Here is a 13,853-nt window from a genome sequence, read left to right on the forward strand (position 1 = left end):
TAGAACATCCATGAACCTCAGGAACCGTTTTCCCGCATGAGCGACGCCACCGCTCCCCTCCGCGAACCGACCCCGCATTCAGGCGATGCCGGCGGGCGAATGGCGCCGCTCGCGCGGCTGCCGGTGTTCTTCGCACTTGCCGGGCGCCGCGTGGTGCTGGCCGGCGGGTCGGAAGCGGCAAGCTGGAAGGCGGAACTTCTCTCTGCCGCCGGAGCCGAGGTCGAGGTGTACGCCCCCGAGCCCTGCACCGATCTCCTCGCGCTGGCCGCCAACCCGCCCGGCGGGCCGGTGCGGCTCATCGCCCGCGACTGGTCGGAGACCGACCTCGCCGGTGCCGCGCTTGCCATCGGCGCCATCGAAGAAGACGAGGAGGGCGCGCATTTCGCCCGCGCCGCCCGCGCCGCGGGCGTGCCGGTCAATGTAGTGGACAAGCCGGCCTATTGCGACTTCGCCTTCGGCGCCATCGTCAACCGCTCGCCGCTGGTCGTCGGCATCTCCACCGACGGCGCCGCCCCGGTGTTCGGGCAGGCGGTGCGGGCCAAGATCGAATCCGTCATTCCGCAAGGCTTCAAGCGCTGGGCCGAGGCCGCGCGCGGCTGGCGCCCCTCGGTTGCCGCGCTGGCGCTGTCCTATCAGGGGCGCCGCCGCTTCTGGGAGCGCTTCACCGAAGCCGCGCTGGAAACACCGGAGGCCGCGCCGTCGGACGCCTTGCGCGAGAGCCTCCTCGCGCGCGCCGAGATCGAGCGGGCGGAAGCGCCGCGCGGCTCGGTGGCGCTGGTCGGCGCCGGGCCGGGCGACCCGGAACTGCTGACGCTGAAGGCGGTGCGGGTGCTGCAATCGGCCGACGTCGTGCTCTATGACGACCTCGTCTCGCCGGCGGTGCTGGACGTCGCCCGCCGCGAGGCGAAGAAGATGCTGGTCGGCAAGACCGGCTACAAGCCTTCCTGCAAACAGGACGACATCAACGCGCTGATGGTCTCGCTGGCCAAGCAGGGCAAGCGCGTGGTGCGCCTCAAGGGCGGCGACCCCATGGTGTTTGGCCGCGCTGGCGAGGAAATCACCGCTGCCCGCATGGCGGGGCTTCCCGTCGAAGTGGTGCCGGGCATCACCGCCGCGCAAGGCGCGTCGAGCCGGCTCGGCGTGTCGCTGACCCATCGCGACCATGCCCGCCGGCTGCAATTCATCACCGCCCATGCGCGCGACGGCAAGCTGCCGCGCGACCTCGACTGGCGGGCGCTGGCCGACCCGGCGGCGACCACGGTGGTCTACATGCCCCAGCGCACCTGGGGCGAACTCGCGGGCAAGGCGACGGCTGCGGGGCTCGACCCGGCGACGCCCGCGATCGCGATCTTCTCCGCCACCCGGCCGCAGGAGCGGCAGGTGCCAGCTACGGTGGCGACGCTGGCGGCGGCGCTTGAGCAGGCGGTGGCGGATGGCGCCACCGGCCCGTGCCTCATCCTGTTCGGCCATGCCATTGGCGAGGCGGTGGCTTTCGCGGGCGATCTTCAGGCGCGAGCCGATACGCAGGCCGCGCGGGGCTAACCGATCTTCGCTTCCAGCTTCTCGTAGAGCGGGTTCTCCGCCGCGAAGACGTAGTCGAGCGGGCCCACCGACACAGTGGAGGCCCCGCGCTCGCGCAGGAACACGGCAAGGCCGTGCAGCGTGTCGGGCGGGCAGTGCAGCGTCACCATGCCGGACGAGGTCGGCGCGCCGAACGGCGCGGTCGCCCGGAAGCGGCGCACCGCCTCCTGCACCACCGCGCTGTCGCAGGCGCTGAACCGCGTCTTCACCTCGCGCATGGTCGCCGCGCGCTTGGCCGCCGTCACCCGGTCGAACAGCGCCCGCGCGGCCGCGCGCGCGCCCTCGTTCCAGTCGGCATGAAGCGAGGCGACGAGATTGGCTTCCGAGCGCAGCATCACCCCATCGTCGATCACCTTCAGCGCATTGGCCGCCAGCGTCGAGCCGGTGGTGGTGATGTCGACGATGAGTTCCGCCGTACCGGCCGCCGGCGTGCCCTCGGTGGCGCCCAGGCTTTCGACGATGCGGTAGTCAACGATGCCGTGGCGGGCGAAGAAGGCCCGCGTCAGGTTGAGATATTTGGTCGCCACCCGCACGCGCCGGCCGCGCGTGGCGTGGAAATGCGTCGCCACGTCGTCGAGGTCGCGCATGGTGCGCACGTCGATCCACGCCTGCGGCACGGCGACGACGACATTGGCGTGACCGAAGCCCAGCCCTTCCACCAGCAGCACCTTGGAATCGGCCTCAGTGATGTTCTCGCGCACCAGATCCTCGCCGGTGACGCCGAGATGCACCGCGCCGGAAGCGAGCTGCGAGGCGATCTCCGAAGCCGAGAGATACGCCACCTCCACGCCCTCGACGCCGGTCAGCGTGCCGCGATAGTCGCGCGCCCCGCGCGACTGCGTCAGGTTCATCCCCGCGCGGGCGAAGAAGGCGGTGGCGTTTTCCTGCAACCGGCCCTTGGACGGCACGGCGACGATCAGCGGCGAGCTCATAGGCGGGCCTCCACAGCGTCGAGGCGCCCCAGCCAGACGGCGAAGCCCACGGCCGGAATGGTCTCGGCGGCCCCCAGCCGCGCCAGCAGCCCGTCATAGCGCCCACCGGCGACCAGCGGCGCCGGTTGGTCGAGCTTTCCCGCTCCGTTCTCGTGCAGCTCGAACACCATGCCGGAATAATAGTCGAGCGGCCGGCCGAAGGCGGCGGCGAATTGCAGCCGCTCCACCTCGATGCCCTGCGCGGCGATGAAATTGGTGCGGGCCTCGAAAGCATCGAGCGCATGGGCAAGGTTCAGCCCGGCATCGTCGGCGAGCTGGCGCAGCGCGCGCGCCGCCGCGTCCGGATTGCCCTGAATGGCGAGGTAGCGCTCCAGCACCGCGACCTTCTCCGGCGACAACCCTTCCGCGTCGCCGGGCGCTGCCTGTTCGAGGAAGCGCTCGGCGATTTCCGACACGCTGCGCCCGCCCACGGTGGAAATGCCGGCGATGGAGAGGAGGTCTGTCACCAGCGCGCGCGCTGCCGCCGGGTCAGAGCCCGCCAGCGCCGAGAGCACGCCGGCATGCGAGGCGACACCGCCGGCATCCGGGCGCTTCAGCACGGCAAGATCGGCGCCGAGGTCGCCGGAGCGGGCGAAATCCTTGATCAGCCGCCGCCGCCAGCCCGGCGGCAGGTCGAGCGCATCGAGCAGCGCCGCGAACAGGCCGGCATCGCCGAGCCTTATGGTCGGCTCGATCACGCCCCAGATTGCCGCCGTCTCCAGCCCCAGCGCCAGCAATTCGGCATCCGCCGCCTCACGATCCGTGCGGCCGAAGGATTCGACGCCCGCCTGCAACAACTCGCCTTCCGGCACGTCGGAGCGGAACACCGGGCCGAGATAGGCGAAGTCGCGCGGCTGCACCGCGCCCTCGGCGATGTAGAGGCGGCACACCGGCAGGGTGAGATCCGGCCGCAGGCACAGCTCGCGTCCGTCCGGATCGGTGGTGATGAACATGGTGCGCCGCATTTCCTCGCCGGAAAGGTCGAGGAAGGCGTCGGCGGGTTGCAGCACCGGCGGCTCGACGCGCGAGAACCCGGCGCGCGCATAGAGCGCGAGCAGTTCCTCGGCGTGGCTGAGGTCGGCGATCATGAGGCTCGGGTCCGGTGTTCGGAGGCGTTGCGCGCTTCTAGCAAAGCGGGCCGGCGCGGTCCATGCACGGGCGATGACATGGTTTCCGGGCACCGCGCGGTGCCCGGACCCGCGGCCTCGGTTCCGCGCCTCAGTTCAGCGCGTCGCCGTGCGGAACGCCGTGATGGTCCAGCACCTCGATGACCTTCGCGACCAGCTCGGCTTCCGCGCAGGCGAACTGCGCCGGACGGCTCTCGCGCCATTCGGCATTGTCGGCAATTGCCGCGGCCGCCTTGGCGCCCTCGATCAGGTCCTTGATCTGCACGGTGCCGGCCGCGCGCTCGTCCGAACCCTGGATGACCACGCAGGGCGAGTTGCGCCGGTCGGCATATTTGAACTGGTTGCCGAGATTCTTCGGGTTGCCGAGATACATCTCGGCGCGGATTCCGGCCGCACGCAGCTTGGCGACGAGGCCCATATAGTGCGCGCTCTGGTCGCGGTCCATGACGACAACCACCACCGGGCCGAACTCCGGCGCAGCATCGGTCTTGAGATAGGACAGCGCGGAGGCAAGGCGCGAGACGCCGATGGAGAAGCCGGTCGCCGGCACGGGTTCCGAGCGGAAGCGCCCGACCAGCCCGTCATAACGCCCGCCGCCACCCACCGAACCGAAGCGCACCGGGCGGCCCTTCTCGTCCTTCACCTCGAAGGTCAGCTCAGCCTCGAAGACCGGGCCGGTGTAATATTCGAGGCCGCGCACGACGGAGGGGTCGATCCGGATACGCTCCTCATAGCCGGCTCCATTGACCAGAGCGGCGATCTCATCGAGTTCCTGCCGGCCTTCGAGATAGGCATTGCTCGCCGGCAGGAACTCGCCCCCGCCCGGCGTTAGCATGGAGAGCACGACGGCGGCCTGCCCCTCGTCCAGCCCCGCGCCCTTGGTGAAGTCGCCGCTCTTGGCCGCCGGGTTCTCCCAGCGACCCTCGCCGAGCAGGTCGCGCACGCCGTCAATGCCCACCTTGTCGAACTTGTCGATCGCCCGCAGCACAGTGAGCCGGCGCCCGGCATTCTCCTCGCCGCCGAGGCCGATAGCCTCCAAGACGCCGTCGAGCACCTTGCGGTTGTTGACCTTGATGACGTAGTCGCCGCGCTTGATGCCGAGCGCCTCAAGCGTGTCGGCCATCATCATGCAGATCTCGGCATCTGCCGCGACGGTGGGGGCGCCCACCGTGTCGGCGTCAAACTGCATGAACTGGCGGAAACGGCCGGGACCGGGCTTCTCGTTGCGGAACACCCAGCCGGCGCGGTAGCTGCGGAAGGGTTTCGGCAGCTTGTCGAAATTCTCCGCGACGTGGCGGGCCAGCGGCGCGGTCAGGTCGTAGCGCAGCGACAGCCACTGCTCGTCGTCGTCCTGGAAGGAGAACACACCCTCATTCGGCCGGTCCTGGTCGGGCAGGAATTTCCCCAGCGCGTCGGTATATTCGATGAACGGGGTTTCCAGCGCCTCGAAGCCGTACAGCTCATAAACCCTACGGATGGTCTCCAGCATGGCGCGGGTCGAGGCGAGTTCCGCCGGGCCGCGATCGGCGAAGCCGCGCGGCATGCGGGCTTTCAGTTTGCTGGGCTTGTCCTTGGCCATGGTGAGGCGCCGTCCTTCACGAATGATGGCGCGGGTTTAGAGGACGCGGACCCGGGCGGCAAGCGTGGGGGATTTCACATCCAGCGTCATCCCGGCCGCAGGCGTAGCCGGAGAGCCGGGATCGCGTGCCGACGCGGATGGCGATCCCGGATACGGCCTGACGGCCGTTCCGGGATGACGCTTGTCGGGAAGACTAAGGCCGCAGCCCCGCCAGTAGGCGGGCTTCGATGGCGTCCAGCACCGGCAACAGGTCCGCCACCGTGTCTATGACGAAATGCGCGCCGGCGGCGAACAGCTTGTCGGAGGCGCGCTTGCGCAGCGCGGCGCGGTCATCCGGCGCCAGCTGGTCGAGCTCGGCCTTGGACAAGCCCGCCGCATTGCCCGAGAGCGACAGGCCGACCGTCCAGGTGCCGGCGGCCAGCCCCTCGGCGATACCGGGCTCGGTGTCGTCGAGCTTCACGCAGCTTGAGGGCGGCCACACGCCGATATCGGCGAAGGTGCGGTACATCATCAGCGGGCTCGGCCGCCCGGCGGCGAGGTCGCCGGCGCACACCACATTGTCCGGCGCATAGCCGGCGGCCTCGGCCAGCGGCAGCAGCTTCTCCATGATCGGGCGGGTATAGCCGGTGGTGGAACCGATCTTCATGCCGCGCCGGCGCGCTTCGGTGATGACGTCGATGAGGCCGGGAATGAGGTCGGCATGACGCGGGATCACCTCAACATTCAGCGGCTCGAAGATGGCGAGCACGCGGTCGACATCGGCCTCTGTCGGTGCGGCGCCATGGACGATCTGCCAGCGTGCGGCGATCTCCGCGCTATAGAGCAGCGCGCTCACATGGTCGCGCTTGGGCAGGCCCATCGGCCCGCGGGCCTCGTCGATGGAGATGGTCACGCCGACCTGGCCGAAGGCCTCCACGAAGGCGCCCATCGGCGCGCGCGAACCGAAATCGACCGCCGTGCCGGCCCAGTCGAGAATGAGCGCCTTGAGGGCCATGCGTTTGTCTCCTGTTGCCGCCCCGGTGAAGGCGGGCCGGGAATGCCGGGAAAAGCCGGATCAGTCGAACAGTTCCGCCACCGCTTCCTCGGCGATGGCGAAGCCGGTGGAGGCGCCGGTGCCGCTGGTCACCACCACGAGGCGGGTGGTGGCATCGGGCCGGTCGATGAAGGCGAGCCGGTCGGAAGCCGAGGCATAGGTGCCGATCCAGCGCTCCAGCACCGCCGGCCGGCGGCCGAACAGCGCGGCATATTCGTCGATGATCAGCTCGTCGACGAAGTCCGGCGCGAAGGGGTCGGGCGTCGCGCCGTAATGGTGGCTGTCGCCCACCACCAGCGAACCATCGGCCGACTGCACGACGATGAGATGAACGCCATGGGCGAGATGCGCGGCCTGCTCGGCTTCGAGACGGCGTTTCAGCGGCTCGGCCTCGGGCAGCTCGGCATAGCCGAGATAGCGCCCGAGCGAGAGGTCGGTCATCACCGAGCCGGGCAGCCGGCCCAGCATGGGATCGCCGACGCGCAGCATGTGCAGCTTGCAGCGGGTGACGCCGTAGAGCTTGAAGCGGTCCTCGAACAAAGTGTGGAAGTCGTCGCCCGGCGCCACCACGATGCGTGCCGCCTTCACCGTGCCGCCGGAGGTAACGACCTTGCCGGGCTCGACGCCCGTCACCGCCGTCTCGCGGCGGAAGGCGACGCCCTGCGCGGCCAGCCAGGCCGCGAGCTTGGGGATCGCCTGGCGCGATTCCACCCGCATGTCGTGCGGGCTCCACAGCGCGCCCGAGAGTTCGCCGTTCAGCGCCGGCAACCGGTCGCGCGCCTGCTCAGGCGTCAGCAGCTCACAGCCCTCGCCCATTTCCGTCGCCTTGAAGGCTTCCAGCACCGGCATCGCCTCTGGCCGGCGCACCGCGACGAGGAGGCCGCGATGGATGACCTCGATCCCGGCCTTGGGCGCCACTTCGGCCCAGATGTCGCGCGAGCGCATGGCCCGGCGCCAGCATTCGCCGCGCTGCTGGCCGGTGACGGTGACGAAGCCGAAATTTCGGATCGAGGCGCCGTTGGCCTGCGCGTCGCGGTCGATCACCACCACCTTGAGCCCGCGCCGGAGCGCGGCCACGGCGTGGCCGAGCCCGACGACGCCCGCACCGACAATGGCGAGATCGTAGCTGTCCGACATGGGAGAAACCCGACTGGCGAGAGAGTGGCGAAGAGATGTCAGGCTCATAGCCGGTTCGCGCGCGCGGCGCCATGCAGCACCTGCCCCAGGCGTGGACTTTCCCGAATGCCTAGGTCAATTCGCCGCGGCGGAGGATTTGCGCACCGGCAGGCCGATGGCGGCGAGATCGTCGCGGACATGGCGCGCGATCTCCGGATTGGGAAAGAAGCGCGCGATCATCATGTCGGGATCGGAACCCCAGGCCGGGGCGATCTCGGTCAGCTTGCGTACATCGGCGCGCGCAGCCTCGCCCTCGCCGGCAAGATGGGCGGCCAGCGCGCGAGCCAGCAGGCCCGGCGCATAGCCATCGCCCATCAGCTGGTCGGCGGCGGCGGCCGCCGCCGGCGCATCGCCCCGGAGATAGGCGGCGATGACCCGGTGATAATCGGTCCAGGGCGGCAGGCCGGGTGCGGCATGCGCAGCGCTCGCCAACATGGCCTCGCCCCGCTCGCTCTCGCCCAGCGAGATGAGCCGCCCGCCGACATCGGCCTGGATCTCGACATCATAAGGGTTCAGCGCCAGCGCCGCCTCGCCGGAGGCGACGGCCGCGCCGCGCTCGCCGCGGAAGAAATGCACATCCATCAGCACGCGCCGCGCATAGGCGCTGGTGGGCGCGAGGTCCACCGCCTGCTCCACGGCGGCGAGCGCCCGGTTCAGCGCCGGCGCACCGCCTTGCGGGTTGGCACCGTTGCGCAGCTCGTCGAGATAAAGCTCGCCCAGCAGCGCGTAGCCGAGCGCGAAGGTACCGTCCGCCGCCACCGCCTGTTCGAGGCACTGGCGCGCCTTCAGGTGATCGGCCGGCAGGAAGCTGCGCCAATAGGTATAGGCCATCAGCACGCAGCCATAGGGGCCGGCCCCCGCCGGTCCGCCCGCCGCCGTCACACGGGACCGGGCGCGGGCCTGAATCACGCCATAGGGCTCGGCGATGGCGGCCATGATGTCGCGCACCAGCCCGGTCTCGGCCAGGCTCGAATCCCCGCCACGCTTGATTCCGTCGAACTCGTGCGACCAGACGATGGTGCCGTCGCACAGATCGGAAAGCCGCAGCAACAGCGACAGGCTGCCGTCGTCATGGTTCTCGATCAAACCGCTGAGCGCAAAGGCAGAATTGGGCGACACGCCACCGGAGCCGCAATTGAGCACGGGACGGGCATCGGGGCTCGCCAGGACGTCGAGCAGATCGAAGCGGGCCAGCGCGTCACGTATGCGCACCTCGACCGCCCGCGCGGTGAAGTCACCCGCCGTCACCACGCGAGCGGCGCCCGCGACCATACTGGGCGGCAGCGGCTGGCCGCCCGTCGTATCGAAAGACCTCACCTCCACCATCGGGATGCCAAGGCGGTTCGTGCGTTCCAACGGCCGCAGCACGGCGCTGGAAATCAGCGCCCGCCAACCGGTCGGGTCGACGATGTCGATGGTAAGGGCGGTGACGAGACCGAGGATCAGCAGCGCGAGGGTGGCCACGGTGGCGAGGCGGGCCACGCTCCCGTGCGGGGGCTTCGCCGTCGGCGGTAAGGCCGGAAGGGGCAGCGAGGCGTCGTCCGGCGACAGGTCCGGCGTGGCATCGGCGGGCGCCAATGGCGGCTGCCCCGCGGCATCCGGAGACGCCGCCATCGGTCGGGGGACGAATTGCGGCACATAGCTGCCGCGCGGCACCACGATCTCGATCTCTTCGGACGCGCCGGCGCCGGCGTAATAGCGCTCCAGCGCGCGGCGCAGCCGGGTCGCCTCCACGCGGACGATCGGGTCCGCCTGCGGGTCGAAGGAGGCATCCCTCCCCAGCGCCTCCACCGCTATGGTGTAGCCCTTGATGGCGTCGCTACGGCCCTCCAGCGTCGCCTCGACCACGAAGCGCAGGATGTTGGCCAGCTGCGGCGACGAGCGCAGTTCCTCTGACTCCAGAACCCGCGCCAGCGCCCGCCGCACCGCCTCCGCGCCGGCGTCCGGCGAGGCGCCGTCCGGCAGCGCCGCAGCGGCCTCCGGCGAATCGGCTGTCGTGCTGTCGGGCACTGGTGAAATCCTGTTATCATGCGCGCGCCATCATGAAAGCGGCGGTGACGTTAGGTGACTTTAGCACGGCTTGCGGCGAGTTGATGGCGACGCAGCACCGCATGGTCAAGGCGCGCCTTCGCGGTCAGAAAGGAAAGTGATCACATCATCACTTTTTCTCGTGAGCGTGCGGATGCCCACGCATTATACATGACACGAAAAAGTGCGGCCCTCGCCGTCGACCGTCCTGCACCGGAGCTCATCATGTCTGTCGCCTACGATATCGACGCCGCCAGCGCGGCCAGCCCGAACGACCTTGAGGCGTTCTGGATGGGCTTTACCGCCAACCGGGCGTTCAAGCGCCGCCCGCGCATGGTCTCGCGCGCCAAGGACATGCACTATTATACCCCCGAGGGCCGGGCGATCCTCGACGGCTCCGCCGGCCTGTGGTGCTCGAATGCGGGCCACAACCGCGACCCGATCGTGCAGGCGATCCAGAAGCAGGCGGCGGAGATGGATTTCGCCCCAACCTTCCAGTTCGGCCATCCGCTCGCCTTCACCGCCGCCTCGCGCATCGCCGAGCTGGCGCCGGGCGACCTCGACCATGTGTTCTTCTGCAATTCCGGCTCGGAAGCCGGCGACACCGCGCTGAAAATCGCCCTCGCCTTCCATGCCGTGCGCGGCAACGGCACCCGCACCCGGCTGATCGGCCGCGAGCGCGGCTATCACGGCGTCGGCTTCGGCGGCATCACGGTGGGTGGCATTTCGCCGAACCGCCGCTTCTTCGGCGCCCTGCTGCCCGGCGCCGACCACCTGCCGCACACTTATGACCGCGAGAAGCAGGCCTTCTCCAAGGGCGAGCCGGAATGGGGCGCCGAGCGCGCCGACGCGCTGGAGGGCATCGTCGCCCTGCACGACGCCCAGACCATCGCCGCCGTCATCGTCGAGCCGATGGCCGGCTCCACCGGCGGCCTGCCCGCGCCCAAGGGCTATCTCAAGCGCCTGCGCGAAATCTGCGACAAATACGGCATCCTCTTGATCTTCGACGAGGTCATCACCGGCTTCGGCCGCCTCGGCTTCCCCTTCGCCGCCGAGCGCTATGGCGTCGTCCCGGACATGATCACCTTCGCCAAGGGCGTGACCTCGGGCGCGGTGCCGATGGGCGGCGTGATCGTGCGCAAGCACATCTACGACACCTTCATGAACGGCCCGGACCATGTGATCGAGCTGTTCCACGGCTACACCTATTCCGGCCACCCGCTGGCCTGCGCCGCCTCGATCGCGACTCTCGACGTGTACCGCGACGAGGGCCTGTTCGAGCGCGCCAGGGCGCTGGAGCCGACCTTCGCCGATGCGGCGATGAGCCTGAAGGGCAAGCCTGGCATCCTCGACATCCGCACCGTCGGCCTGGTCGCGGCTTTCGACATGGCGCCCAAGGCGGAAGGCCCCGGCAAGCGCGGCTATGAGGCGATGGAAGCCGGTTTCCACGACGAGGGCCTGATGTTCCGCGTCACCGGTGACACTATCGCCGTCAGCCCGCCGCTGATCATCTCGGAGTCGCAGGTCGGCGAACTGGTGGACAAGATCGGCCGCACCATCGACGCGGTGATGTGAGCCTCGTCTGAGACATCATCATCCCGGATGGCCTCGCTGCCATCCGGGATGACATTCTTGAGTCGGCCGGCATCTGCTATGTGCAGGCACGATGCGCGCCTTTCCCTCCCCCCTCCCGATCGACGACGCCCTGCCGGCGCTGACCGCCGCCTTGCGCGCGGGCAATTCCGCCGTGCTCGTCGCCCCGCCGGGCGCGGGCAAGACCACGCGCGTGCCGCTCGCCCTTCTCGACGAACCCTGGGTCGCGGGCCGGCGCATCCTCGTGCTGGAGCCACGCCGCATCGCCGCCCGCGCCAGCGCCGAGCGCATGGCCGCCACGCTGGGCGAGAAGGCCGGCGAGAGCATCGGCTACCGCGCCCGCTTCGGCTCGAAGGTCGGCCGCAATACCCGCATCGAGGTCATCACCGAGGGCATCTTCACCCGCATGGTGCTGGACGACCCGGAGCTTTCCGACGTCGCCGCCGTGCTGTTCGACGAATTCCACGAGCGCGGCCTCGACGCCGATCTCGGCCTGGCGCTGGCGCTCGACGCGCAAGGCGCGCTGCGCGAGGACCTGCGCCTGCTCGTCATGTCCGCCACGCTCGACGGCGCGCGGGTAGCGACACTCATGGGCGAGGCGCCGGTCATCGAGAGCCTCGGGCGCGCCCATCCCGTCGAGACGCGCTATCTCGGCCGCGACCCTCGTGCGCCCATCGACCGGCAGATGACCGACGCAGTGCTGCGGGCGCTGAACAGCGAAACCGGCTCGGTCCTCGCCTTCTTGCCCGGCGTCGCCGAAATCCGCCGCACCGAGCGGGCCCTGCGCGAGGCGGTGCGCGACCCCTCCGTCGACATCGACCCTCTCTATGGCGCGCTCGATCCGCGCGCGCAGGACCGCGCCATCTCGCCCGCCCCGGTCGGGCGGCGGAAGGTGGTGCTCGCCACTTCCATCGCCGAGACCAGCCTGACCATCGAGGGCGTGCGCCTCGTCATCGACAGCGGCCTTGCCCGCGTGCCGCGCTTCGAGCCGGGCGTAGGGCTGACCCGGCTGGAGACGGTGCGGGTCGCGCGCGCCAGTGCCGACCAGCGGCGCGGCCGCGCTGGACGTACCGAGCCCGGCGTGTGCTGGCGACTGTGGAGCGAGCCGGAGACGGTCAGCCTGCCGGCTTTCGCGACACCGGAAATCCTCGCCGCCGACCTCTCCCGGCTGGTGCTCGACCTCACGGTGTGGGGCGTGCACGATCCGGCGACGCTGGCCTTCCTCGATCCGCCGCCGGAGCCCGCGGTGACGGAGGCGAGAAACCTGCTTGCCGCGCTCGGCGCGCTCGACAAGGACGGACAGGTGAGCGCGCGCGGCCGTGCCATGGCCCGCCTGCCGCTGGAGCCGCGCCTTGCCCGCATGGTGATCGACGGTGCCCGCCACGGCGCCGGCGAACAGGCGGCGCTGATCGCCGCCATCGTCTCCGAGCGGGGCCTCGGGGGCGACGCGCCCGATTTGCTCCACCGGCTCGACGATCTCCGCCGCGACCGCTCGCGCCGCGCAGAGGAGGCCCGCCACCTCGCCAAGCGCTGGGCGCAGGAGGCCGCCCGTGCCGCCGAGCGCCTGCCCGATATGGCCGCGGGCGCGCGGCCCTCGCCGGCCGTGCTGCTGGCGCTGGCCTTCCCCGACCGCATCGCCCGCGCACGCGGTGATGGGCGACGCTTCGTGCTGGCGAACGGGCGGGGGGCTGTGCTCGACCCGACGTCCCCGCTCGCCCGCGGCCGCTACCTCGCCGTCGCCGAACTCACCGGCACAGCGGACGAGGCGCGCATCCTGCTGGCAGCCGAACTGACCGAGGCGGAGATCGAGGCCGAATTCGGCGACGCCATCACCGAAGGGGTGGAGACGAATTTCGACACGGCCGCCGGCGCGCTGCGCGCCCGCCATGTCCGCCGTCTCGGCTCGCTGGTCCTCGCCGAGCGCACCGCACCCGTCACCATGGGGCCCGATGCCGTCCGCGCGCTGGCCCGCGCCGCCGCAGCGCGGGGGCTGGAGCGGCTGAACTGGTCCGATCACCAGCGCCAGTGGCTGGACCGCGTGCGCTTCCTCCATGCCAGCGCGCCCGGCATCTGGCCGGATGTGTCGCCAGAGGCGCTGGCGGCCGGCGCCGAGCAGTGGCTCGCCCCGGCGCTGGAAGGGCTCACCGGGCTCGGGCAGATCGATGCCGATCGGCTCGGCCGCGCGCTCTCCGGTCTGCTGTCCTGGGACCTCCAGCGGCGGCTGGAGGAGGACGCACCGACCCATTTCGAGGTGCCGACGGGATCGCGGCTGCCGATCGACTACGCCGCCGAGGGTGGGCCGCTCATCTCCGTGCGGGTGCAGGAACTTTTCGGCCTCACCGCCCACCCGGCCATCGCCGGCGGACGGGTGCCGCTCACCCTCGCCTTGCTTTCGCCGGCGCACCGGCCGATCCAGCTGACGCGCAACCTGCCGGCCTTCTGGAGCGGCTCCTGGCGCGATGTGCGCGCCGACATGCGCGGGCGCTATCCCAAGCACCCCTGGCCGGAAGACCCGGCCCATGCCGAACCGACACGCCGCGCCAAGCCGCGCGGACAGTAATCGCGCGGCGGTCAGGCGCGAGTGGTGCCGGGGCACTACCGGCGGCTGCAAAACATTAACCACAGGCCAAGTCTTCGCCGCGCCCGGCCGGGCTGCGGAAGCGTTTTAACAGGTGAGCAACCTCTCGGGCCCAAGGTGCCCGCATAATAAAGGCCGTCATCAAACAGGCGGCGATGCAGTCGAGCGCAAGCAGAGTACGCCCCAT

At 70.4% G+C, this 13,853-nt stretch carries 9 protein-coding genes; 3 read left to right on the forward strand and 6 right to left on the reverse strand.

All coding sequences use genetic code 11. The annotated features are described in order from the left end of the window. Positions 1–99 precede the first annotated feature (99 nt). Positions 100–1,542 carry a siroheme synthase CysG gene (gene cysG / locus ACO2RV_RS12150; protein WP_423293432.1) on the forward strand — a complete coding sequence of 481 codons (1,443 nt, stop codon included), beginning with the start codon at positions 100–102 and terminating at the stop codon, positions 1,540–1,542. On the opposite strand, the gene hisG is transcribed toward cysG, so the two are convergent. From hisG to ACO2RV_RS12180, 6 genes are all read right to left on the reverse strand, one after another. Beyond that, positions 1,539–2,513, reverse strand: a complete 975-nt coding sequence (gene hisG / locus ACO2RV_RS12155; RefSeq protein ID WP_423293228.1) for an ATP phosphoribosyltransferase — start codon at positions 2,511–2,513, stop codon at positions 1,539–1,541. The genes cysG and hisG overlap by 4 nt on opposite strands. After that, a complete protein-coding gene (locus tag ACO2RV_RS12160) occupies positions 2,510–3,640 on the reverse strand; it encodes an ATP phosphoribosyltransferase regulatory subunit (RefSeq protein WP_423293230.1) in 1,131 nt (376 codons plus the stop codon). Before ACO2RV_RS12160 ends, hisG begins: the two co-directional genes overlap by 4 nt. A gap of 130 nt (positions 3,641–3,770) precedes the next feature. Beyond that, entirely contained in the window at positions 3,771–5,258 is a 1,488-nt protein-coding gene (gene hisS / locus ACO2RV_RS12165; protein ID WP_423293232.1) for a histidine--tRNA ligase, read from the reverse strand. Between the two features lie 193 nt (positions 5,259–5,451). Continuing rightward, on the reverse strand, positions 5,452–6,252 hold the full coding sequence (gene phnX / locus ACO2RV_RS12170; RefSeq protein WP_423293234.1) for a phosphonoacetaldehyde hydrolase: 801 nt from the start codon (positions 6,250–6,252) through the stop codon (positions 5,452–5,454). Positions 6,253–6,312: 60 nt separating this feature from the next. Further along, positions 6,313–7,428: a TIGR03364 family FAD-dependent oxidoreductase gene (locus tag ACO2RV_RS12175; RefSeq protein ID WP_423293236.1), complete on the reverse strand. Its 1,116-nt coding sequence runs from the start codon at positions 7,426–7,428 to the stop codon at positions 6,313–6,315. A 114-nt stretch (positions 7,429–7,542) separates the two neighbouring features. After that, complete coding sequence (locus ACO2RV_RS12180) at positions 7,543–9,477, reverse strand: hypothetical protein (protein ID WP_423293238.1); 1,935 nt, start codon at positions 9,475–9,477, stop codon at positions 7,543–7,545. Between the two features lie 243 nt (positions 9,478–9,720). Between ACO2RV_RS12180 and ACO2RV_RS12185 the strand changes: the two genes are divergently transcribed. Both ACO2RV_RS12185 and hrpB read left to right on the forward strand, forming a co-directional pair. Next, on the forward strand, positions 9,721–11,070 hold the full coding sequence (locus ACO2RV_RS12185) for an aspartate aminotransferase family protein (protein ID WP_423293240.1): 1,350 nt from the start codon (positions 9,721–9,723) through the stop codon (positions 11,068–11,070). Positions 11,071–11,161: 91 nt separating this feature from the next. Continuing rightward, the gene (hrpB, locus tag ACO2RV_RS12190; protein ID WP_423293242.1) at positions 11,162–13,648 is read left to right on the forward strand and encodes an ATP-dependent helicase HrpB; all 2,487 of its coding nucleotides are present in this window, start codon (positions 11,162–11,164) and stop codon (positions 13,646–13,648) included. The last annotated feature ends 205 nt before the right edge of the window (positions 13,649–13,853 follow it).

The organism is Ancylobacter sp. VNQ12, from assembly GCF_049445835.1.
Lineage (GTDB): Bacteria > Pseudomonadota > Alphaproteobacteria > Rhizobiales > Xanthobacteraceae > Ancylobacter.